Genomic DNA, 21,728 nt, shown 5'->3' with positions numbered 1-21,728 from the left:
GTTAACCCTTAAAATTCTGTGTCAAATATGCAGCGGTACCAATCAAACCGTGGTCCGGCTCTGTAATAACAAATGTTGGAATATCAGCCACATATTGTTGAAACCGTCCCTTGGCTTCAAAACGTGCTCTAAAATCACTGGATTTCAAAAAATCCACAAAACGCTGTGCGATCCCGCCAGCAATGTATACACCACCGTGAGTCGCGGCGTTTAATGCCAGATTTCCGGCAAATGTCCCCATAAGGGCACAAAAACGATTTAATGCTGCCAGACACACGTTACAGCTGCCATTTAATGCATTGCTGGTGATTTCAGCAGGTTGTGTGTAGCGCACCGTCAACTTACGATGTTGTGCAATAGCCTCATAGATTTGTACCAGGCCCCGCCCAGACAACGCCTCTTCAGCGGATGCATAACCATATTTATCGCGTAAAAACTCCCAAACAATCAGGTCGTCTTTGTTATAGATGGGCAGATCCACATGCCCACCTTCACCATCCAAGCATTGCCAGCCTTCCGAAACCGGCACTAAATGCCCGACTCCAAGTCCAGTTCCGGGACCGAAAACAGCGATGTTTTCCCGTGGTTTAACTTCACCAGGACCAATCTGTACTTTCTGGCTCGCGTCCAATACCGGCAGCGACATAGCAACCGCCGTGTAATCGTTGATCACGTGCAACCAATCGAGTCCTAACTCTGCTTGTAACTCTTTTACTGAAAATCGCCACGTGTGATTAGTCATAATGATCAAATCACTGTTCACAGGACAAGCGATACCAATACAGCCTGCAACAAATTGTTGTTCAGGGTAATCAGCCATATAGGCTTTGATAACATCGGCGATGGTGTCAAAATCGTTGCAAAGGTACTTTTTGATGTCCTTTAATTGGCCATTTTCAGTCTGCGCCAGGCGAATATTGGTGCCCCCAACATCCGCTACAAAAGAGGCCCCCATTAGTTTTGCTCCTGCTCAATAAACAAGGAACATGCCCCCTCTTCAGCTTTGCTCAAATGAGTACGCATTGCACCAAACAATTCGCGTCCCATACCAACCTGGTGATGGGCCACATTGGCCAATTTGTTTTCGCGCTTTGCCAGCTCTTCTTCAGGCACCAGCAAGGTCAGCGCACCAGTTGTGATATTCAGCTCAATCATATCGCCATCTTGTACCTTAGCGATAAGACCACCGTCCCATGCCTCTGGAGTAACGTGAATGGCAGCAGGCACTTTTCCTGATGCGCCAGACATTCGCCCGTCGGTTACCAAAGCAACTCGATATCCTTTGTCTTGCAACACACCAAGCGGTGGTGTTAAGCGGTGCAATTCAGGCATACCAATGGCCTTAGGCCCCTGGAAACGCACAACAACGATACAGTCTTTATTGAGTTCGCCCGCCTTGAATGCCGCGTCCAATTCAAACTGGTCTTCAAACACTACGGCAGGTGCTTTAATTTGCTCAGTACCCGGGCGCATTGCTGAATTTTTGATTACCGCCCTACCTAGATTGCCGTTAAGTACGGTCAAACCGCCATCCGGCTTGAATGGCGAGGCAACCGAGGCGACGACCTCTTTATCCATCGATTTAGTCGGTCCATCAACCCAGGTTAATTCACCGTCCAGCATTCTGGGTTCCATGCGATACTTCTCTAAGCTGTCACCACAAATAGTGCGCACATCGTTGTGCAATAACCCAGCATCCAGCAATTCTTTGAATAGCAGTGACATACCGCCAGCAGCAGTAAAGTGGTTAATATCAGCAGAACCATTGGGATAGATGCGTGTCAGTAGCGGCACCGCATTAGAAATATCGGAAAAATCATCCCAATTGATGATGTAACCAGCGGCTCTTGCAACAGCCACAAGGTGCATAGTATGGTTAGTTGAACCACCTGTTGAAAGTAGTCCCACCAGCCCATTAACTATGGATTTGGCATCAACAATGTGACCGATTGGCAGATAGTTATCGCCCAAATCCGTTAATCTGGTTACCTGAACCGCGGCAGCATCGGTTAATGCGTCACGCAGCTCCGTACCCGGGTTAACAAAGGATGAACCGGGCAAGTGAAGCCCCATCATTTCAACCACTAACTGGTTACTGTTAGCTGTGCCATAGAAGGTACAGGTTCCCGCTGAATGATAGGACTCTGACTCTGCTTTAAGCAATTCATCACGGCCCACTTTACCTTCAGCAAAAAGCTGTCTGACTCTGGCTTTTTCTTTGTTGGGCAGACCCGAAGGCATGGGTCCTGCTGGGACAAATACCGTTGGCAAGTGTCCAAAGGCCAAAGAGCCCAACAGCAAGCCGGGGACAATCTTGTCGCAGATACCCAACATCAGAGCGCCGTCAAACATATTATGAGACAACGCCACGGCAGCCGCTTGAGCAATGATATCGCGACTCATCAAGCTCAGGTCCATGCCCGGTGTACCTTGAGTTACACCATCACACATTGCTGGTACACCACCGGCAAACTGCGCCACACTACCTACTTTGCGCACCGCTTCTTTAATTCGTTGCGGATAGTGCTCGTAAGGTTGATGTGCAGACAACATATCGTTGTAGGAAGACACGATAGCGATATTCGCTTTGATCATGCTGGTTAAATCAGCTTTTTCTTCCTTGCTACAAGCAGCAAACCCGTGTGCCAGGTTACCACAGGACAAAGCACCACGGTGCGGTCCTTGACGTCTGGCGTTTTCAATTTTTGTTAGATAAGCCGCGCGCGTTTCTTTGCTGCGTTCTTCAATTCTCTGAGTGACTTCCTGAATCAGGGTATTCATGAATGCCTCCTATGGTGCCCAGACCAATTCAACATCAGCATTTTGCAACACTGCGCGAATTGGCATTTCAAGTGCGTTATCACCAGCCAAGGCTTCTTCAAGCACAGCTTTTTTGCTTTCGCCAGTGAGGTGTAAAAAGATATGCTCGCTTTCCAGAATTGCCTTCAAGGAAAATGACATGCGTTGATGAGGTGCGGTTGTGGGTTGCACAGCCAGTAATTTATCAGCGGTGTTGAGCCCCTGCTCAATCTGCTCTGAACAAGGAAAAAGTGAAGCTGTATGACCATCTTCGCCCATTCCCAAGATCAATACATCAACGGGCCAACTCATGCTTGCATAGCGTTCGTTTAGTTCCGACAAGCCATCATTTGCATCTTCATGGTCTGTCTTCATGCCAATAAAGTTGGCAACAGATGCGTTACCCTGCAAAAGATTAGCCCTCACCAGTTTTTCGTTGCTGGCGTCATCGTCCGCAGAAACCCAGCGCTCATCTGCAAGGCTTATCGTCACTTTTGCCCAGTCCAGTTCTGACTGAGATAAGGCTTTGAATAAGGGTAGCGGTGTTCTACCACCAGAAACCAATAAACTGGCTTTGCCCTTTTGCTCTATGGCTTGCGCCAGAATAGCAACTATTTTACTGGCAAAGTCCTGGTTAAGCGCATCTGTATTTTGGTAAATCGACTGTCTCATAAAATTCTCTTAATCTGGCCCGCACGGTATTACTTTTTAATCTTACTCTCGTACCAAGCGCGGTCTTCTCTTGCCAACAATGCAATCGAGGCCACAGGTCCCCATGTTCCTGCCTGATAAGGCTCAGGTTTTTCATTGCTCTTTTTCCATGCCTCGAGAATGCTGTCCACCCACTTCCAGGCTTCTTCAACTTCATCACGACGCACGAACAGCGATTGGTCGCCCAGTAAAACTTCCAGCAATAATTTCTCATAGGCGTCAGGAATACGCTTGGTATCGAAGGCTTCCGAGAAACTCAAATTAAGTTTAGATTTTTGAAGATTCATAGCGCCAGAACTGGTAAGTCCCGGAACTTTGTTCATCACCGTGATTTCAACTCCCTCATCAGGCTGTAATCGAATGGTGAGTTTATTAGGTGGCAACTGATTGAAACTGTCTTTAAACAAGTTGTGGGGCTGTGGTTTAAAGTAAATAACGATTTCACTCACTTTGCGCGGCATGCGTTTCCCGGTGCGCAAATAGAACGGCACACCAGCCCAACGCCAATTGTCCAATTCTACCTTTAGGGCTACAAAAGATTCCGTCTCACTTTCTGTATTGGCTCCCTCTTCTTCAAGGTAACCCGGAACCTCTTCGCCTCTGACAAAACCACTGGTGTATTGTCCACGTACGGTATTTTCGCGAATATTCGAGGCATTGATAGGACGCAATGATTTCAGCACTTTCAGCTTCTCGTCGCGAACACTATTGGCATCGAGACTCGCCGGCGGTTCCATGGCAATCAAAGTCAGAATTTGCAACAGGTGGTTTTGCACCATATCACGCATTTGGCCGGCATCGTCAAAGTAGCCCCAGCGACCTTCAATACCCACCGACTCAGCAACCGTGATCTGCACATGGTCAACGCAATTGTGATCCCAGTTTGTGGCAAAAATGGAATTGGCAAAACGCAATGCCATAAGGTTTAGTACCGTTTCTTTGCCAAGGTAATGGTCAATGCGATAGATCTGACTTTCTTTGAAAAACTCCGCCACTTGATCGTTGATGACCATGGAAGTTTCAAGGTCATGGCCTATAGGCTTTTCCAATACAACTCTGACACTCGGATCGATAATGCCGGCAGCATTCAAACCTTTACAGATGTCACCATAAATGGAAGGAGGTGTTGCCAGATAGCAGACCATGGTGCGAGACTCGTCCACACAACCTTGTAAGGCTGCATAGCTGTCATAATCTTGCATATCGATTTGAACGTAATCGAGCTTAGTACTAAACCGTTGCCAGGTATCGTCACATAGTGCTTCGCCTGTAAATTTTTCGATGTTTTCCTTGACCAGTGTGACGTATTCTTCTTGCGTCATTTCATAACGCGCTACACCAATGAGATGAGTTTGTTCGTGGATCAGCCCTGCTTTTTCCAGCTCGTACAAAGAAGGAAGTAATTTACGTCGAGCCAGGTCCCCTTTAGTTCCAAACAATACAAAATCACAAGGCTCAATTACTTTATTAGGTCCCATAGAATCAACCTTTCATATTAATAAATTAGTTAGGTACAGATATGTGCTGTAATTTTACTATATTTATGCACATTCACCCTAGCCATATCGCTACAGTAAACTATATTTGTAGTAATTTTACAACCAAATGCATATAATTTTGACGAAGCGTTCATTTCCTGTCAGCCTTAGTCTGTAATTAAGTGACATTTTGCTGTCAAATAATTACAGGGCGAATAACGCAATAAACAACAAGTATAATTAATAATTCCGAGAGCGCATGAATATTCTAGAAAAGATTGCACAGCAAAAAGGTGCATTCAGCAAATCTGAGCGAAAGGTAGCGGAGATCATTCTGGCCAACCCGCAGACTGCTATACACTCCAGCATAGCCACGTTAGCCAAGATGTCAGATGTCAGCGAGCCCACGGTAAATCGGTTCTGTCGACGCCTGGATACCAAAGGATACCCAGACTTTAAACTGCATCTTGCGCAAAGCCTCGCCAACGGTACGCCCTATGTAAATCGCCACGTTGAGGAACATGACACGCCAGAGGAATGTACTAAAAAGATATTCGAGTCTACTATGGCAGCATTGGAAGTAGCACGTCAATCGGTGGACGTTCTTGCGGTAAATCGCGTTGTTGACTTACTGACTCAGGCTAAGAAGATTTCATTTTTTGGCATGGGAGCCTCCGCTTCGGTCGCCCATGATGCTCTGAATAAATTTTTCCGGTTCAATGTTCCGGTTACTTATTTCGAAGATATCCTGATGCAACGTATGAGCTGCATGAACTGCAGTGAAGGCGATGTCGTCGTGCTTATCTCCCACACCGGACGCACTAAAAGTCTGGTGGAATTGGCACAGCTGGCTAAAGCAAATGACGCTACGGTAGTTGGTATCACAGCCCTTAACAGTCCCTTAGCTAATGAGTGTAGTTTAGTTTTATCACTCGAAGTGCCAGAGGACACCGACATGTACATGCCAATGGCGTCACGTATTGCTCAGCTTACTTTAATTGATATACTAGCCACTGGCTTTACGCTGCGCCGCGGTTCGAAATTCAGAGAAAACCTGAAACGAGTAAAAGACTCCTTGCGCGACTCTCGTTTCGACAAACGCTGACCCCTATTTAGTGAAACTCATCCGATGAGATAGCCAAAATTTAAGGTTTATTTCAGATGAGTTTCACAAATGCTTCATTTTAGACTAGTATTTTGTAATAAAATTACAAATTAAAAAGCAGCACCTGCCTGATTGGCCGTTGAGATAGTGCTGATAACCACCTAAATGAGCAGAAAATCATGTTAAGACGCACCAAAATTGTCGCTACACTCGGACCAGCGACCGACACTGATGAGCGCATCGAAGCTGTAATCGCGGCTGGCGCCAATGTTGTCAGAATGAACTTTTCCCACGGTACTGCGGAAGATCACATTAATCGCGCTCAAAAAGTAAGAAACGCAGCGAAAAAACTGGGTAAATACGTTGCTATTTTGGGTGATTTACAGGGGCCCAAGATCCGTGTCGCCAAATTCAAAGAGGGGGCGGTAACACTCGCGATTGGCGACGATTTTATTTTGGATGCCGAGCTGGAGCGTGACGCAGGTACAAAAGAAAGCGTCGGTATCGATTATAAACAATTACCCAATGACGTAGGTCCGGGCGATGTCCTGTTATTAGACGATGGACGCATTCAGTTGCAAGTAACCTCCGTAGAAGGTGCGAAAGTCCATACCAAAGTCACGGTAGGTGGCAAGCTTTCCAACAACAAAGGCATTAATCGTCAAGGTGGCGGATTATCAGCCGACGCATTAACCGAAAAAGACAAGGAAGACATTAAGACGGCCGCCAAGATGAAAGTGGATTATCTGGCCGTTTCCTTTCCTCGCACAGGTGCAGACCTCAACTATGCACGTGAACTCGCAGTCGCTGCGGGTTGTAACGCTAAAATATGTTCCAAAGTAGAAAGAGCTGAAACTGTTGCCTCAGATGAAGCGATGGATGACATTATTGCTGCCAGCGATGCCGTTATGGTTGCTCGTGGTGATTTAGGAGTAGAGATAGGTGATGCTGAGCTAGTCGGTGTGCAAAAGAAACTTATCTCTCGCTCTCGTCAGTTAAATAAGGTAGTTATTACTGCCACCCAGATGATGGAATCGATGATCACCAGCCCGATGCCAACGCGGGCCGAAGTTATGGACGTTGCCAATGCCGTATTAGATGGCACAGATGCAGTTATGCTTTCAGCAGAAACAGCAGCAGGCGAATATCCTGTAGAAACGGTAAAAGCAATGGCACGTGTGTGTGAAGGCGCTGAAACTCATCCGAGTGTAAAGATCTCCAAGCATCGAGTATCAGAAGAGTTTACTACTATTAGCGAAACAACAGCATTATCTGCCGTATATGCTGCAAACCACCTGAAATCCATAAAAGCTATTGTGGCGCTAACCGAGAGTGGTAATACTGCCAAGCTAATGTCGCGCATCACCAGCTATCTACCCATTTATGGACTATCTCGTCACGACAGCTCGCTTAACGAAATGGCTTTATTCCGCGGTGTTAAACCGGTGTTCTTTGACTCCAGCCTCAGTAAACCGGGCGAATTGGCAAGCGATGTCATTGCCTGTTTGCGTGCCAAAGAACTAGTAGAGTCTGGCGATCAGTTTATCATGACTTATGGCGATGCAATGGAAACCGTCGGCGCCACCAATGGTTGTAAAATTGTGACCGTGCCCTGAAGCAAAAGCATAACGATTAATAAGCCGGGTTTATCCCGGCTTTTTTGTAAACAGATACAATTATTTTCCTTTGCGGCTGTTTTGTTGCACACTTGAGTGTAAATCAACCTCGCCGGTGTGCTATGCAAGACAAGGAGAAAACGACACATTGTCACGAATGTGCCGCAAAAGTGACGCTGCCGGGCACTCAAAAGCCACATAAAGCATTTTGTCCCAGATGCGGAAACTTATTAACTGTAGTACGCGCCAAGGCTCATCAAAGGACTGCAATTTTCTCTCTCACCGCAATCGTATTTTTGTTCTTAAGTTTACCGTTTGAATTTATCTCCTTCAGTGCCGCTGGCAAAACACAATCAATCACTATTCCCTCAGGACTCCTGGTATTGGTTGAGAACAATTATCTAACCTTAGCTATTATTGAATCCTTTTTTATTTTGTTTCTTCCGGCGTTGGTATTGTGTTCAATATTCTTACTCACCTGGCGAGTGAGTCAAAAACAACAAAACAAGGTCAATAAACGCTTAACCCACTTCATTTTTCAGCTACAACCTTGGTGCATGGCAGAAATTTTTCTGATCAGTGTATTAGTCAGCTTGGTGAAAATAGTCACTCTGGCGGATATTGCCTTTGGCCCTGCGTTTTTTACTTTTTGTGGCTTTGTGCTCTTCAGTACATTGACCTTTATTTATTTAGACGAGCATCAACTACGCGCAGCTACTGGTGCCCGGCTTCCGGCACATTTTCATAGCCATCCCACAAGTGTACAAAAGACCTGGGCATTGTTAATTACCGCAGCCCTACTCTATATTCCTGCCAATGTTTGGCCCATTATGCAAACTAATGTATTAGGTCAATCTGAACTATCTACCATCTTAGGTGGCGTTATATTACTGTGGGAATCAGGCTCCTACCCCATAGCGTTAATAATTCTGGTAGCCAGTGTCGTAGTGCCAGTGGCAAAGCTTATGATACTGTGCTGGCTGAACGTGAGAGTGCAAACGGGTAAAGTGAAGCACCCCAGAAAAATGATGAGCTGGTATAGACTCACAGAGCTTATTGGCAAATGGTCCATGGTAGATGTGTTTGTGGTTGCTATTTTAGTAAGTCTGGTGCAATTGGGCGGCACCATGACAATTTACCCCGGCCCGGCCGCTCTGTCTTTTACCGCGGTTGTTGTACTTACCATGTTTGCTGCCCACAGTTTTGATTCAACGCTATTATGGAAACACAAATAAGCCATGACCCAGGAAACCCAGCATGAGCAGCATCACGCTACTCCCGAAGAATTAAACAGCATTTCCAAATTGTGGCTATTGCCGATTGTCGCCATCTTCATTGGTGCCTGGCTGATCTATTACCAAATCAGTAATCAAGGTCAGGAAATCACCATTTACTTTAGTTCCGCTGAAGGTCTGGAACCGGGTAAAACAAAAATTAAAACCCGGCATGTTGACGTGGGTACGGTAACTGCCATACAGCTACGTAAAAATGGCCCCGGAGTAAGAGTCACCGCAAGAGTTAACAAAGATGAAGAACACCTGTTAAGGGCGGACAGTAACCTTTGGATTGTCACGCCGCGTATATCTTTGTCTGGGGTCTCCGGGCTGAGCACTATTTTATCAGGCCCTTTCATAGAACTCGCCCCCGGTATGTCTGGCGAAGTGCGCTACAGTTTTGAAGGATTGGAAACTCCCCCCCTAACACCAGCAGGGACACCGGGCTTGCATGTCACGTTAAACAGTGATGATGAGTTTGCCTATAAAAAAGGGGATCCCATAATTTACAAAGGCATTCGAGTGGGAAAATTAGAAGATATTTATTTCAACCTGGAAGAGCGCATCGTTTATTACAATGCTTTTATTGAAGCCCCCTACCATGAACTTATAACTACTAACACCCGTTTTTGGGATGCCAGTGGGGTTCGTTTGGAATTGGGTGCCGAGGGATTGATGGTACACACAGGCTCTGTGGAAACATTATTAACCAACGGGGTGACTTTTGGTATTCCACAAGGCTTACCTCGAGGTGAAATCATCCAAGAGCGCGCCTATTTCGATATCCATGCCAGTCAGGCAGAGGCAAACGCGCGTCGATTTAAATACAAAGCCAAATTTACTCTGTTAATTGAAGACTCCGTGCGCGGTTTAAAACCCGGTGCTCCAGTAGAGTATCGAGGTATCCCCATCGGAGAGGTGGAAACCATTAACCCTCTACAGAATCAAACATTCAGCTTGCTTGAGGAAGGTTACAAAATTCCCATTGTCATCGCCATTTATCCCGGAATGGTGGCATCCAATGACACTGAAGAAGGGGTTAAACGAGTGAATGACCAGGTGGCGCTGTGGGTGAAAAATGGTTTGCGCGCCACATTGGAAACTGGCAACTTGATCACCGGTGGTCAGTATGTCGATCTGCAAAATTACAAAGACCTTGAACCAGCAAAATTACAACAAAATTTGGGCCACCCTACCATCCCCACTATCTCGAACGAGTTTGCCCAACTCACTCAGAAGGTATCCTCTATCCTGAAAAAAATTAATGAACTGCCCTTCTCACAGTTAGGCGCCAATCTCAACGTTTCCATCGAAGAGTTAGCTGCAACAGCTGCTGAATTTAAACAGTCTGCAGAAGGCATTAATAAGCTATTATCCGAAGCCGAACAGCAAAATCTGATCAAGCAATTGAATCGTTCATTACGTGCTTTCGAATTATTAGCCAACACCTACGGGAGCCAATCTGCAACAAACGGTTCCATCAATGAAGTATTATTGGATATACAAGCCACCATGCTGGAATTGAAACCCATATTACAGAGAGTGAATGAGACGCCAAGTAGCCTTGTGATCCCATTAGAGCAACCACAACCAGATGTCATTCCCAAAGTAAAAAGGAACTAACTGTTATGAAAAAAGTGATTGCGGTATTTTTAGTAACCTGGCTGATGGCATGCTCCACCAATCCCGGTAGCTTCAGGCATTATCAATTCAGTACAACTGCAATTGAATCTCAACCTGGTTTTGAAGATCTGCAGCACAGTACTGCCGTCATTCTGAGTCTTACCGTACCGGATTATCTAAAGCAAAATAAAATGATCATTCAGGTTGATGATGGTGAGCTGCAATATTCGCAATTGCACCTTTGGGCTCAACTACCCGCTAAAGCAATTCACAATCAAATGAGAAAAAGCATCAACCTGTCAGCTAAAGGCTGGTATGTCACACCGGGCAATCAAAGTGTCAGACAGGAAAGCAGTGTCCGTTTACACGTCAACCTTTCTCATTTCTACCCCACTACAGCAGGTGAAGTTGTGATGGCGGGTGACTGGTTATTTTCCATGGATGGAAAACCACAAACAAAATCGGATTTTAGTTATCAGAGAGCATTAACTGAAGATGGATACGCTGCCGCGTTAAAAACTAAGGCCGTGTTGATTGAACAACTTGCGCAAGAAATTAATCAACATATCGCGAGAAACTTGCCGGTTAGCGAAGGACACTAAAGTAAATAATAACTATACTTTATAAAATGTATCAAAGCCTGATGGTAAAGCGTCGAACAAAATAATGATTAAGCGGTTGTTGTCTCAATATTTGCATACCGGAATGCGGTCTGATTACGATTCCGAATCTAACCGCAAAATTTTTATGGTAAATCTGTTCGGTCTGGTAGGACTAAGTATTACTGCCATTATGTCAGTATCGGCCTTTGTAAATGAGCAGCTCTTGTTGGCGTCAGTGCTCATTTTCGCAAGCTCTGTTTATTACCTTGCCCACTACTACCAAAAATTGACCGGCAACTTTCAGCTGGCTTCAAATATCATTTTATACAGCCTTTTTGCGCTCATGGTATATCTGATCTATTCCGGCGGAAAAGATAATACAGGGCCACTGTGGATTTTTATGGTGTCTCCCGTAGCTTTGTTCTTTGGTGGACTAAAACGCGGGCTGATTTCCATATCAATCTTCGTTGTTACTATCAGTATTTTGATGTTCTATCCCGACAATCAATTATTGGCGACTAGCTACACATATGAATTCAAATCTCGTCTCATTTATTCATTTTTGACTATTACATTCTTGTCTGGCTTTTATGAATATTCTCGCCAGCAATCTTTTGATTTTATGCAAGAAATCAGTAACAAATTTGAACAAATGGCGAAACTAGATCCCTTGACTCAAATTTCCAATCGACGCGATGCGATGGATCGACTTAATTACGAATTAAGTCGGGTTGAGCGCAACGATACTGCATTGGCCATCATTCTTTGCGACGTGGACCATTTTAAAAAAGTTAACGATCAATTCGGTCACGATGCCGGAGACAAAGCCCTTGTGTTATTGGCAAAGTTGTTTCAAGAAACACTGCGCAAACAAGATATTGTGTCTCGTTGGGGAGGTGAGGAATTTTTGTTTATCTTGCCGCAAACCTCAGCTTTGCAGGCGCAAATTGTAGCAGACAAGGTCAGAGACAAAATAAAAGCTACCAGCATTGAACACAATGGCAATCTGTTTGATATCACTATCAGCATGGGGATCAGTGAAATCAACAAAAAAAATACCGATATCAATACCGCAATAGCGATGGCTGATAAATACCTATATCAAGCTAAATCAAATGGCCGAGACCAATACTATCCCCCTTCCAAAAGCGATAACTTAACTGCGATTTCTGCCAATGCGTAGGTTGGCATCTACTCAATAATAATTTGAAACTAAAAGAGCCAGTAATAACGCTCAAATAAACAGCAAATTCACCATTTTGATGGCCACAAAGGTTGCCTTGTGCATGGAACTGTTTAGTATGACCACTGATTTTTTAAGTTTATCTATTCGGAGTGGCAATGGCCAAGATTGAACAACTGAATGCTCAAGCACACAAGAACATTCGTATTAAACCCAACGCTGATGTGAGCGACCTGTCAAACCAGAATATTCTGCCTGTGGTGATCGCTGAATTTGCAAACGCAATGGTTGAATTTCCCATTTGTTTCGTACAAAACCCAGAAAATAAAGAATACCAGGTTGTTGCCCTGATGGGTATCGAACGTGGTGAAAACCTATTCGTTGAAGGAACTGAATGGGATGCTTCCTACATGCCGGCACGCTACACCCATGCACCTTTCGGCCTGCTGAGAAACCCACAAGATGAAAACCAGTATGGCATCGCTCTCGACGTTGAGCACAAGCAAATTTCTGATTCAGAAGGCGAATTGCTATTTACAGAGTCCGGTGAAGAGACTGAGTTTCTGACAAAGCAGAAAGAAGCTATGACCAAGTACCTCGAACAAGAGCACATGACCAGACGCTTCTGTAAAGAGCTGGTTGACTTCGACTTGTTGACTACGCGTAATATAGCTGTCTCCATTGGTGAAAAACGTATGTCAGTAGATGGTGTTGCTATGGTTGACGAAGAAAAGTTGAGCAAACTTTCTGATGAAGACTTTTTGAAGATACGGAAAAAAGGCATGTTACCGGCAATCTACTCTCACCTGAACTCAATGAGTCAGATGACCAACTTGCTGAAGAGAAAGTCTAAGCGTCTAAACGCAGCTAACTAATCCATTTTTTCTTCGATAAAAGCACTGCAATAGGCAGTGCTTTTTTTTAGTTTATCTTCTCTGGGATCTATCTGAGCAATAATTAAAACTTCCAGCTATCCTCTAAAAGAGCTTCCGAAAATTTATATTTATACCAAGCATCTGATGACCTTATGGTTTCTGCAATACTTTGATTCAACACGATAATTAAAAGTTTCAGTGAGTCGCGGAGTAAATATGTAATTAGGTATCACTAAAATCTGCATCGCGACTATAATTAACTAACTGTTTAGTGAAAGGAAAACAATGGCTAAGTTTTTAGTTTTAGGAGGCGCGGGCTACATCGGCTCGCATATGGTGAATTACCTGCAAAAAAATCACCACCAGGTTGTTGTCTTTGACAACCTCTCAACGGGTTTCGAAGGTCTGGTGTTGACTGAGCAATTCCGCAATATTGATATTTTAGATTCGGAAGCGTTAAAAACAGCATTTAACGATTTGGGCCCATTCGACTGTGTCATTCACTTTTGTGCTAAATCTCTGGTAGGTGAGTCTAAGACAGATCCTAAAATTTATTATCGCAATAACGTCACTGGGACTCTTAACCTACTCGATGTCATGTTGCAAACCGGCCACGATAAAATAATTTTCAGCTCAACGGCGGCAACATTCGGCGTTCCCGAATCTGAAGAAATTGATGAGAGCCACCCAACCCACCCTATAAATCCCTATGGCCAAAGTAAATTAATGGTGGAAAAAATCCTGAGCGATTATGCCGAAGCCTATGGGATGCGTTCCGTTTGTTTGCGTTACTTCAATGCAGCAGGTGCCGACCCGTCGGGGAAAATTGGAGAATTACACGACCCTGAAACTCATCTCATCCCCAATATTCTAAAATCTGTGTTGGGCCAAACAGAAGCGACCTTAAAGGTATTTGGTACGGACTACCCCACCCCAGATGGCAGTTGTATTCGCGACTACATTCATGTCAACGACCTGTCGAGTGCTCATTTTAAAGCTTTCGAATATATCGAGAAACACACTGGCGCGTATCGCTACAATTTAGGCATAGGCAATGGGTTCAGCGTGTTAGATGTGATCCGCACGGCAGAAAAAGTGGTTGGCAAACCGATTCCTTTTGATTTGGCTGAACGACGCGCAGGCGATCCACCAAAACTCATCGCTGACTCGACTCGAGCACAAAAGGAACTGGGTTGGCAACCGCAGTTTCTGGAACTAGAAGAAATCATTCAGACGGCTTGGGACTTTCACAAAAACCGGTAAATTTGACTAATCACACAAGACTACAAAAAACGGATCTTCAAATCCGTTTTTTTGTGCCTGAACTGCATCTCAACTTTGCGGCACACACTCACTAAGGCGTCGATTCATATCTTCAATCACGCGAATTTTAAAGGCATTGTGTCTGGCCATCAGATCGTCCGTTTTAACACTAAACTGACGTTTGTAATCCTTGATATTCACCAATTCCATATTGGCCCTTAAGGTTTTAAAAAGGTTAGGCCATTTATCCCCCGGAGCCTGAATATGATGCAGCCCACCAGAATAGACAAATAAGATCTTGCCCTCATCCAGACATTCCAATATATCTGCCACGCCACCTCGCACCGACATTGGCTTGCCAAACTTATCAAGTCCATTGCGTCTTTTCATGCGCCCCTCCGGAAGTATCGCAGTTATCTTTTGCTCGTTTACCTGACTCAAAAAGTGTATCCATGAATGATCGTTTTTCCGCGTGATGGGAATACATCCCGGCATCAACGCTTTGAGTATGCGCCCAGCCATGGGACGCCTCATGGTAATATCAGCGCCTGGAATAACCAACTTGTAGGCTAGTAGCCAGATTAAACGCCACGGAGCAAAACGAATAAACAGCGGCTCGAATAGACTTGTATGGTTAAGTAACACCAGCAACTTAACCTCCTGCATAGACTCCTCACGCTCCCGACTGAGCCAAACAGGCTCACCGCGATAAAAGACGTATGAAAAGACTTTAATAAGCCCGAGACAGAGAAAACTCAGAAACTGAAAAAACCACTGCATATACAGCCAAAAGCTCATTTAACATTTTAATAACATAGTGGCTGAGACCACAAATCCCCAGAAAAAATCCCTATTTTTTATAATTATTTTCCCAAGTTTGTAAGTAAATATGCAATTTAAGCCTTAATAAAGGCTGAAGAGATTTTTAAGTTAGCCGATACACATATCACTATGCCTAAATTTTGAGTTGTAACAATGAACATAGTAGGGTCAATCGCAAAACAATACACAAGATTATTCTGTGTCATCTTTGTTATTAGTAGTTCTTTGCTCACTTCCGGGTGCATGCAAAGTAGCGCAGCGACACAAATCAGTTTTGACTCTGATGAAACGGTTACCGAGCCTATGCTAAAGAGTGTTAATGCCGCTTTCCGCACCTCCATTCTCGGCGGAGATTGGTACTACCAAGGGGCGCAGGCTGTAAATGGTACTATCAACGCCTACATTCAAATCCCCGAAAAGCTCAACATGTCCAAAGATGAACAAGAAAAGTATTTAAAGATGCCGCTCTGTCCATCATCAGCAAAACGTTATATGTGGAACAAGATTAAGGGCGTGCCGTTATCAGTGCACGTGTATACCTTCAACAAAAAACACACCGTATATGCTGATTGCGACAACCCAATGGGTAAAGCCTGAGTCAGATTACACTGTTTTCCATAAGGAGCCTTACGGCTCCTTTTTTCTTAATGAATAGTCACTTTTCTCAGCAATTAATAAAAATTCAGCAGTGATTCAGTCATGCAAGCCTACACTTTCAATATCTACTGAGGAGTATGATTATGAAAAGCTTATTAATCGGTTTGGTGTCTATAGTTTTCTTATTCAGTCAATCGGCTGTGGCTGGCCACGATAGTCGCTATTACGACTATGGCAGGGTGATAAAAGTCATTCCTGTTTACCATAAAACTCACGGCCAATATTCCCATCACAACAGAGACTGTTATCGCAATTACAAAGGTCACCACTCATCAGAATACAGAGAACACAATTCGCTGGCCACGGTAACCGGAGCCGTTGTGGGTGGCGTTATTGGTAATAAATTGGGAAAAGGCAGTAGAAATCGAGATGTAGCAACCGTAGCAGGTGCCGTTGTTGGTGGTGTTATTGGCCATGAACTGGGGGATGGTCACAAGGTTTACACCAATCATAGACACACCAGACACTATGACCGCCATTGCACATATCCTTCACATTACGATAGACGCGACAGAAGATTAAAAGGCTATGAAGTAACCTATCGTTACAAGGGCGAACGATTTACCACTTTTACTCATGAGCATCCCGGCAGAAAAATCAGGTTGCAGGTTCACCTGACGCCCATGTACAAATAAATAGAAGTGGTTACACTAAGGGTTGATGTCTGCCACACTTAGCACGGGTGCAATGATACACGATGTACATCAACCTGATTTTTCGGAATATTGAATGCAGTTTTTGAAGTTTTTTTTGCTTATAACAATGCTGGTAACTGGCTTACCCGCACTGGCAAATGAGGGAGCCACTAGTAAAGCGGAAGCCGCCAAGTTGGCGCAACGCCAGGTAACCGGACGAGTTTTAAAAGTAGAGGCACAGGGTAATAAGTACCGGGTCAAAATTTTACAAAGCTCGGGCAGGGTTATCTTTATAGAAATTCAAAGAAAAACAGCACAACACAAGGAAAGAGGCGAATGAGAATCTTAATTGTAGAAGATGATGCCCGTTTATTAACGCAATTGGACCAACTAATGCAGAGGCAGGGATACAGTGTAGATTTAGCAGACGATGGTAAAAAAGCGTTGTTTTTATTTGAAGAGTATCCCTACGACGCAGCCATTGTGGATGTCGGCTTACCTGAAATAGATGGTTTTGAATTAATCAAAAGAATAAGACAAAAGGATATTGCTTGTCCGGTTCTCATCCTGACAGCTCGAGACCGTTGGCAGGAAAAGGTCGAAGGCTTAGATGCAGGTGCTGACGATTACCTGACTAAACCTTTTCAGGAGGAAGAGTTATTAGCCAGAGTCAATGCCCTCATTCGACGTGCTTCCGGTCAATCCAGCCCTAAAGTACAAGTAGGCCCGATAACGTTGGATACCGTAACACAAGAAGTGTTCGTTAAAGACGAAGTACTCGATTTAACCGCTTACGAATACAAGGTATTGGAATACTTGATGATGAATCCCAAGAAAATCATCTCCAAAACCGAACTCACTGAACATATTTACGATCAAGACTTTGATTTAGACAGTAATGTTATTGAAGTATTTGTGGGTAGATTACGCAAAAAGCTAGATCCGGAAAACAGCTACAAACCCATAGAAACCCTGCGTGGTAGAGGTTACCGAATTAATCGGCAGTTATGAGACCAATCTCATTAAAAGTCAGAACATTCGCAGCAGCCCTAATAGCGCTGCTGTTTTTTATTCCATTAATGAACTACGCATTACAGCAGGCCTATGCGGCCTCCATCCACCAAGCAACGTTTGAGCGTCTACGATTATTAAGCCTCACTTTGATTTCTGAATTTGAGATTGAAGGCAAAGAAGTTTACATGCCGGAACTGATGATACATGGCGAGTTCAATTTACCGGATTCGGGGATTTACGCGGTAATTCACAATTACGATATTGTAGTTTGGAAGTCTATGTCTGCTATCAATTGGCAGTGGCCAGAGATAAACACTTTTCCAGTCCCCGGAAAGTCACGTTTTGAAACCCTTCCCGATAATCAAGGTGACAAGTACTATTTTCGATATAGTTACACAGCCGAATTCGAAACGGATTTGGGATTGTCTCCGGTGGCTTTTCACGTTTTCATGGACAAATCGGCTTATGATAACGAAATAGCCCAATTTGAATCCACCCTGTTAAACTGGCTGGCAATCATAGCCGCACTTTTACTGTTATTGCTTTTGTTTACGTTGAATACCGCTCTTAACCCCATAAATCGTCTGGAAAAAGAAATATCCAGCATTAAAAAAGGCAGCAATCGACGGATTGCAAGTCACTATCCTCCCGAACTAGAAACCTTAAAAAACAGTCTGAATCACCTGTTAAGTACTGAGGAAAATCAACGGGAACGCTACAAAAATAGCCTGGGAGATCTAGCCCATAGCTTGAAAACCCCTTTGGCGGTGCTATCAGGCATGAAGTCCTTACCGGAAGAAGGTCGCGAACCAGTTTTTCAAATCGACCAAATCATTCAACGACAACTAAAAAGAGCTGTGGCAGGTGCAGGTAGCCGCTGGAATCAAAACACTCAAGTCACCTCCGCAGTCAACAAGCTTACCGACGCTATGGAGAAAGTGTACGCAGACAAATTTATTGCGATTGAACACGATATTGAGCCGGACACAGAATTCCAAGGCGATGCCACCGATTTAATGGAGTTACTGGGTAATTTAATGGACAACGCCTGTAAAGCGGCAAAATCTCGAGTGTTGGTAGAAGTCCATCAGGCTGAAAAGTTTATAGAAATTTCAATCAGTGATGACGGCCCCGGCATCCCAGAAGACAAGAAGCATCTACTGTTGGAAAGAGGCCAACGGCTGGATAGTTATGAATCTGGCCAAGGTATCGGCATGGCTGTTGTATCGGACTTAACCGCCGCCTATCAAGGTCAGCTGGAGATCAGCCAATCAGAATTGGGCGGCGCAAAAGTATCCGTTAAGTTTCCTGTTTAAGGTTGCAATTCAGTAGCAAGTCACTCAACTTTTATAGCAGTAACTATGTAACGCAAGTCGGTGTCAGCTAGTAAGGAATCAAAGGGATAACAAGTAATCAAAGTGAGTGTTGCATCCAGGGTATTTTCCACTGCCCACGCTTGTGACTCATGGGCAATACGGACCGAGTTTATGCGGTACAACGTTGTACCGTGTGATGTCTCTACTTCAATCAGATCACTCTCCTGTACCGATTCCAAAATAGCGAAATGAGTATCTCTGTGTCCCACAAATACGCTATTACCCGGCTGCCCAGGATAAGCCGATTGTACGAGATGACCGGGGCCAAATGCGATGATCGCGTCTGAACTACCCGCTAATGCATAGATTGGCTTGCCGTGAGCCGGAATACTTAACCTGGCAATAGGCCAGGTGTCTGCCCATGGCCAGGGCGGAACCGCTTGCTCTGTGGCTAAGGTTTCCTGCCAGGATTTCGCGATTAACAATTGTGCCACTATGGCTTTTGCATGAATCCAGGCTCCTTGGCCAAATTGCCATGCTGATAAAGCCATTAGCACAATAATTACAAGCTTGCGCCAGCTCAGAAAACGTTTTTTGGCAGGATAATAAAACTCACTTCGCAACATAAGCCCGGCCCTTTGTTTTGTGAACGGTAAACTCCATTCCATGCCAGAGTGTTAATAAAGCCGCGATTACCAATAGAAAGATAGCAATTGCCAGGTGTTGGCCTGATCCGAGTGCCGTCGCCGGTAAGTTGGCTATCATACGGGCATCTTCCGATTGATAACGGGTACTCTGGCTCTCAATTGCAATTAAACTGGTATAAGGGCTCACCAAATCATGTTTTAACGCCGTTTCCAGCACCCTCTTTCTGGTCTCGGTATCAGATTTTTGATGTGTTCGCTGCAACCTCATTAAGCTGGTTATCTTCTGGCGCGCCCAATGTTTGGCTATGCCTGAATGCTGAAACGCATATTCCTGCGTCAAAACCGTCTGCCATGGTTTGGTCAGGCTATCTCCCGTTACCTTGATATCAGTCACTGCCATAGGAGACTTGTAACTTATCAGCAAAGGTTCCCCTAGATACAAATCGGGCACCGGTTCCGGATAAATTTCAGCCTCTACAGCTAAATCAATCTCAATATTTTTTAACACCGGTTGCGCTAATTTATCGAACAACTCCCCCATTCGACTGTGCACCTGGTCTTGCTGAGCTATGTAGGTGTAGGTTCCTCGTCCCGCCCTTGCCGCTTCCACCATAAAATAACTATTCGGAGCAGCACCAATACCCACAGTAAAAAGTCGGGCGTTACCCAATTGCTCATTGAGTCGCGTCAGCAACTCATCTTCGTATCCAATGGCACCATCTGTGATAAAAACCAATTGCGGTAAATTGTCACTTATACGCTGCACCGACAAGGCGCGCTCTAATGCCTCGTAGATATTGGTACCGCCTTCTGCCTCCAATTGCTGCACATAGTCAACAGCCACTCTGCGATTGCGCTCACTACCCGGCAGCATTGATGTCCAAAGTGAATCCGCATGACTGTTAAACTCCACAATATTAAAACTATCTTCTTTATTGAGCTGTTCTATGGCGCTGAGTAATGCCGATTTGGCCTGTCTGATAGCGGGCCCACCCATGGATGACGAGGTGTCGATAACAAAAGTGATGTCTCTTGCAATGGTCTGTTCTGGCGCTCTCATGCCAGGCATCAACATTAACAATCCGTACTCACCATCCTCCCTTGATTCGCTGAAATGAAGGATTTCTGGTTGCTGATTTTTATAGCGCCACACAAACTCCACATCTCTGTCAGGCGCTTGCCCGGCTTTAGCAGTTAAACGCCATTGATGATTCCCATAAGATTCTGTATCTGCCGCATAATGAAGACTTCGCAGATAATCTAGTTCCAAGCCTGCATGGAGCATGAGCGTAAAATTAAACCTATTCGGTTGCACTGCGACCTGAGTTAGTCCTTCTTCAAACTCAAAGCTTCCACCAAATCGCGGCGTTATCGTCGTGGGCAAGCGCAAACGGAATTCGCCAGCATCAAACTGTACCTGTTGCTGAAACTGGATTTCGATTTCCACTTCTTCATGAGGACCAATGTTTGCCACAGCAGTGGTAAATAAATTAGGTCGTTGTTGACTCACCAATGAAGCTTTTTTACCTGCCGCTTTAGCTTGCTGAAAATTGGCTTTGGCTTTTTGCTTCTCTTGTATTTGTCCGATTATCTCGCGCCTTCCAATACGAATTTTCAGTGCATCCACTGCTGCATTTTCTGGCAATGGGAATTGGTACTGACCAGACAACCAATCATCACCGGGATTGCGAAAGGTCTGAGTCAAGATGGAGCGGGCAACAATACCTGAAACCTCTGTATGAAATCGAGATTCTGTAGCAAGCAAAAATAGTGATGCCTGTTCGTCCTCTGAGAGCCCTTGTAAAACAACATCTGATACAGGGTCTTGTTCCGCTGTTGTACCAGCGACTTTTGCTTCGCTTTCGGTTTTATGTACTGTGGTTTCTTGCTTAAAAACCAGCAAACCATTGGCGAAAGACAGCTCCCATCCCGACCGTTTCTGCGTTGACTCCTTCGCCCCTGCAAAATAGGGGCTGCAAAGTAGAGCTACAAGTGAGAGAACTATGCCTATCGGCATAGTTCTTCTGTCAGGCTTATTTAAAGCCCGCAAAGTGGTGGCGGGCGCGTTTTTCGCCCCCCCCAGATAATGAATGCAGCGCACAATAATT

At 44.7% G+C, this 21,728-nt stretch carries 20 protein-coding genes; 13 read left to right on the top strand and 7 right to left on the bottom strand.

Going from position 1 to position 21,728, the window contains the following annotated elements:
* Position 1 precedes the first annotated feature (1 nt).
* Genes AABA75_RS07475 through zwf form a run of 4 tightly spaced genes read right to left on the bottom strand, consistent with a single transcriptional unit; the run spans position 2 to position 4,988 of the window.
* A complete protein-coding gene (locus AABA75_RS07475; RefSeq protein WP_338291971.1) occupies positions 2-955 on the bottom strand; it encodes a glucokinase in 954 nt (317 codons plus the stop codon).
* The gene (edd, locus tag AABA75_RS07470) at positions 955-2,781 is read right to left on the bottom strand and encodes a phosphogluconate dehydratase (RefSeq protein WP_338291970.1); all 1,827 of its coding nucleotides are present in this window, start codon (positions 2,779-2,781) and stop codon (positions 955-957) included. Before edd ends, AABA75_RS07475 begins: the two co-directional genes overlap by 1 nt.
* Positions 2,782-2,790: 9 nt before the next feature.
* A complete protein-coding gene (pgl, locus tag AABA75_RS07465; protein WP_338291969.1) occupies positions 2,791-3,471 on the bottom strand; it encodes a 6-phosphogluconolactonase in 681 nt (226 codons plus the stop codon).
* Between the two features lie 29 nt (positions 3,472-3,500).
* A complete protein-coding gene (gene zwf / locus AABA75_RS07460; RefSeq protein WP_338291968.1) occupies positions 3,501-4,988 on the bottom strand; it encodes a glucose-6-phosphate dehydrogenase in 1,488 nt (495 codons plus the stop codon).
* Positions 4,989-5,247: 259 nt separating this feature from the next.
* Between zwf and AABA75_RS07455 the strand changes: the two genes are divergently transcribed.
* The 8 genes from AABA75_RS07455 (at position 5,248) to galE (ending at position 14,529) form a co-directional block, all read left to right on the top strand.
* Entirely contained in the window at positions 5,248-6,093 is an 846-nt protein-coding gene (locus AABA75_RS07455; RefSeq protein ID WP_338291967.1) for a MurR/RpiR family transcriptional regulator, read from the top strand.
* A gap of 179 nt (positions 6,094-6,272) precedes the next feature.
* Entirely contained in the window at positions 6,273-7,709 is a 1,437-nt protein-coding gene (gene pyk / locus AABA75_RS07450) for a pyruvate kinase (protein WP_338291966.1), read from the top strand.
* 122 nt (positions 7,710-7,831) lie between these two features.
* Complete coding sequence (locus AABA75_RS07445; RefSeq protein ID WP_338291965.1) at positions 7,832-8,944, top strand: paraquat-inducible protein A; 1,113 nt, start codon at positions 7,832-7,834, stop codon at positions 8,942-8,944.
* Between the two features lie 3 nt (positions 8,945-8,947).
* Positions 8,948-10,606, top strand: a complete 1,659-nt coding sequence (gene pqiB, locus AABA75_RS07440) for an intermembrane transport protein PqiB (RefSeq protein WP_338291964.1) — start codon at positions 8,948-8,950, stop codon at positions 10,604-10,606.
* Between the two features lie 5 nt (positions 10,607-10,611).
* Positions 10,612-11,208 carry a PqiC family protein gene (locus AABA75_RS07435; protein ID WP_338291963.1) on the top strand — a complete coding sequence of 199 codons (597 nt, stop codon included), beginning with the start codon at positions 10,612-10,614 and terminating at the stop codon, positions 11,206-11,208.
* Between the two features lie 145 nt (positions 11,209-11,353).
* Entirely contained in the window at positions 11,354-12,391 is a 1,038-nt protein-coding gene (locus AABA75_RS07430) for a GGDEF domain-containing protein (RefSeq protein WP_338291962.1), read from the top strand.
* Between the two features lie 158 nt (positions 12,392-12,549).
* Complete coding sequence (locus tag AABA75_RS07425) at positions 12,550-13,266, top strand: SapC family protein (RefSeq protein ID WP_338291960.1); 717 nt, start codon at positions 12,550-12,552, stop codon at positions 13,264-13,266.
* Between the two features lie 285 nt (positions 13,267-13,551).
* Entirely contained in the window at positions 13,552-14,529 is a 978-nt protein-coding gene (gene galE / locus AABA75_RS07420) for a UDP-glucose 4-epimerase GalE (protein ID WP_338291958.1), read from the top strand.
* 69 nt (positions 14,530-14,598) lie between these two features.
* Here the strand turns inward: galE and AABA75_RS07415 are convergent, their stop codons facing one another.
* Positions 14,599-15,309, bottom strand: a complete 711-nt coding sequence (locus tag AABA75_RS07415) for a 1-acyl-sn-glycerol-3-phosphate acyltransferase (RefSeq protein ID WP_338291957.1) — start codon at positions 15,307-15,309, stop codon at positions 14,599-14,601.
* 285 nt (positions 15,310-15,594) lie between these two features.
* Here AABA75_RS07415 and AABA75_RS07410 point away from each other — a divergent pair, with 285 nt between their 5' ends.
* The 5 genes from AABA75_RS07410 (at position 15,595) to AABA75_RS07390 (ending at position 18,973) form a co-directional block, all read left to right on the top strand.
* A complete protein-coding gene (locus tag AABA75_RS07410; RefSeq protein WP_338291956.1) occupies positions 15,595-15,948 on the top strand; it encodes a hypothetical protein in 354 nt (117 codons plus the stop codon).
* 143 nt (positions 15,949-16,091) lie between these two features.
* A complete protein-coding gene (locus AABA75_RS07405) occupies positions 16,092-16,643 on the top strand; it encodes a glycine zipper 2TM domain-containing protein (protein ID WP_338291953.1) in 552 nt (183 codons plus the stop codon).
* 94 nt (positions 16,644-16,737) lie between these two features.
* Positions 16,738-16,983, top strand: coding sequence for a PepSY domain-containing protein (locus AABA75_RS07400; protein WP_338291952.1), 246 nt, complete (start codon positions 16,738-16,740; stop codon positions 16,981-16,983).
* Positions 16,980-17,654, top strand: a complete 675-nt coding sequence (locus AABA75_RS07395) for a response regulator transcription factor (RefSeq protein WP_338291950.1) — start codon at positions 16,980-16,982, stop codon at positions 17,652-17,654. Before AABA75_RS07400 ends, AABA75_RS07395 begins: the two co-directional genes overlap by 4 nt.
* Entirely contained in the window at positions 17,651-18,973 is a 1,323-nt protein-coding gene (locus tag AABA75_RS07390; protein WP_338291949.1) for an ATP-binding protein, read from the top strand. The genes AABA75_RS07395 and AABA75_RS07390 overlap by 4 nt, the downstream gene beginning before the upstream one ends.
* A 20-nt stretch (positions 18,974-18,993) precedes the next feature.
* On the opposite strand, the gene AABA75_RS07385 is transcribed toward AABA75_RS07390, so the two are convergent.
* Positions 18,994-19,599, bottom strand: coding sequence for a class GN sortase (locus AABA75_RS07385; RefSeq protein WP_338291947.1), 606 nt, complete (start codon positions 19,597-19,599; stop codon positions 18,994-18,996).
* Positions 19,586-21,721: a VIT domain-containing protein gene (locus AABA75_RS07380; RefSeq protein WP_338291945.1), complete on the bottom strand. Its 2,136-nt coding sequence runs from the start codon at positions 21,719-21,721 to the stop codon at positions 19,586-19,588. The genes AABA75_RS07385 and AABA75_RS07380 overlap by 14 nt, the downstream gene beginning before the upstream one ends.
* Positions 21,722-21,728 lie beyond the last annotated feature (7 nt).

The organism is Planctobacterium marinum (assembly GCF_036322805.1).
GTDB classification, from domain to species: Bacteria; Pseudomonadota; Gammaproteobacteria; order Enterobacterales; family Alteromonadaceae; genus Planctobacterium; species Planctobacterium marinum_A.
The sequence above is the reverse complement of the archived record's forward strand: the minus strand, read 5'-3'. Positions and strand labels throughout refer to the sequence as shown.

Excerpts from the sequence above, each read along its gene's own strand:
- pgl (WP_338291969.1), bottom strand. The coding sequence starts at position 3,471 with ATGAGACAGTCGATTTACCAAAATACAGATGCGCTTAACCAGGACTTT.
- AABA75_RS07385 (WP_338291947.1), bottom strand. The coding sequence starts at position 19,599 with ATGTTGCGAAGTGAGTTTTATTATCCTGCCAAAAAACGTTTTCTGAGC.
- AABA75_RS07445 (WP_338291965.1), top strand. The coding sequence starts at position 7,832 with ATGCAAGACAAGGAGAAAACGACACATTGTCACGAATGTGCCGCAAAA.
- AABA75_RS07430 (WP_338291962.1), top strand. The coding sequence starts at position 11,354 with ATGGTAAATCTGTTCGGTCTGGTAGGACTAAGTATTACTGCCATTATG.
- AABA75_RS07455 (WP_338291967.1), top strand. The coding sequence starts at position 5,248 with ATGAATATTCTAGAAAAGATTGCACAGCAAAAAGGTGCATTCAGCAAA.
- AABA75_RS07410 (WP_338291956.1), top strand. The coding sequence starts at position 15,595 with ATGCAAAGTAGCGCAGCGACACAAATCAGTTTTGACTCTGATGAAACG.
- AABA75_RS07390 (WP_338291949.1), top strand. The coding sequence starts at position 17,651 with ATGAGACCAATCTCATTAAAAGTCAGAACATTCGCAGCAGCCCTAATA.
- AABA75_RS07405 (WP_338291953.1), top strand. The coding sequence starts at position 16,092 with ATGAAAAGCTTATTAATCGGTTTGGTGTCTATAGTTTTCTTATTCAGT.
- zwf (WP_338291968.1), bottom strand. The coding sequence starts at position 4,988 with ATGGGACCTAATAAAGTAATTGAGCCTTGTGATTTTGTATTGTTTGGA.
- galE (WP_338291958.1), top strand. The coding sequence starts at position 13,552 with ATGGCTAAGTTTTTAGTTTTAGGAGGCGCGGGCTACATCGGCTCGCAT.
- pqiB (WP_338291964.1), top strand. The coding sequence starts at position 8,948 with ATGACCCAGGAAACCCAGCATGAGCAGCATCACGCTACTCCCGAAGAA.
- AABA75_RS07395 (WP_338291950.1), top strand. The coding sequence starts at position 16,980 with ATGAGAATCTTAATTGTAGAAGATGATGCCCGTTTATTAACGCAATTG.
- AABA75_RS07475 (WP_338291971.1), bottom strand. The coding sequence starts at position 955 with ATGGGGGCCTCTTTTGTAGCGGATGTTGGGGGCACCAATATTCGCCTG.
- AABA75_RS07415 (WP_338291957.1), bottom strand. The coding sequence starts at position 15,309 with ATGCAGTGGTTTTTTCAGTTTCTGAGTTTTCTCTGTCTCGGGCTTATT.
- edd (WP_338291970.1), bottom strand. The coding sequence starts at position 2,781 with ATGAATACCCTGATTCAGGAAGTCACTCAGAGAATTGAAGAACGCAGC.
- AABA75_RS07435 (WP_338291963.1), top strand. The coding sequence starts at position 10,612 with ATGAAAAAAGTGATTGCGGTATTTTTAGTAACCTGGCTGATGGCATGC.
- AABA75_RS07425 (WP_338291960.1), top strand. The coding sequence starts at position 12,550 with ATGGCCAAGATTGAACAACTGAATGCTCAAGCACACAAGAACATTCGT.
- pyk (WP_338291966.1), top strand. The coding sequence starts at position 6,273 with ATGTTAAGACGCACCAAAATTGTCGCTACACTCGGACCAGCGACCGAC.
- AABA75_RS07400 (WP_338291952.1), top strand. The coding sequence starts at position 16,738 with ATGCAGTTTTTGAAGTTTTTTTTGCTTATAACAATGCTGGTAACTGGC.